Source organism: Micromonospora sp. DT227 (assembly GCF_049841835.1).
Taxonomy (GTDB): Bacteria; Actinomycetota; Actinomycetes; order Mycobacteriales; family Micromonosporaceae; genus Micromonospora.
This window is the reverse complement of the sequence record NZ_JBNCLA010000102.1, coordinates 1-231: the sequence shown is the minus strand read 5'-3', so window position 1 is coordinate 231 and position 231 is coordinate 1. Positions and strand designations below refer to the sequence as shown.

The 231-nt window shown below is 64.9% G+C and carries 1 protein-coding gene; it reads right to left on the bottom strand.

The window, feature by feature from the left end; genetic code table 11:
* Positions 1-206: acyltransferase domain-containing protein (locus ACLQ2W_RS34080; protein WP_425792038.1), on the bottom strand; the 206-nt coding region annotated here is incomplete at its 3' end.
* Positions 207-231: the final 25 nt, after the last annotated feature.

Here is a 231-nt window from a genome sequence, read left to right as displayed (position 1 = left end):
AACGTGCGGATCACCTCGCCGAACCGGACCGTGTGCCGCAAGTTGCGATACCAGTAGCCACCATCAAGACCAGCGGTGTCGACCCGCTCGGCATGCAGCGTCGAGTAGAAAGGCACCTGCCCACTACGAGGCCGCAAACCGGCCAGATCAGTGCGCAACCGGTCGCGGATCGCCTGCACCTGCGACGAATGCGACGCGTAGTCCACCGCGATCCGCCGAACCCCCAACTCC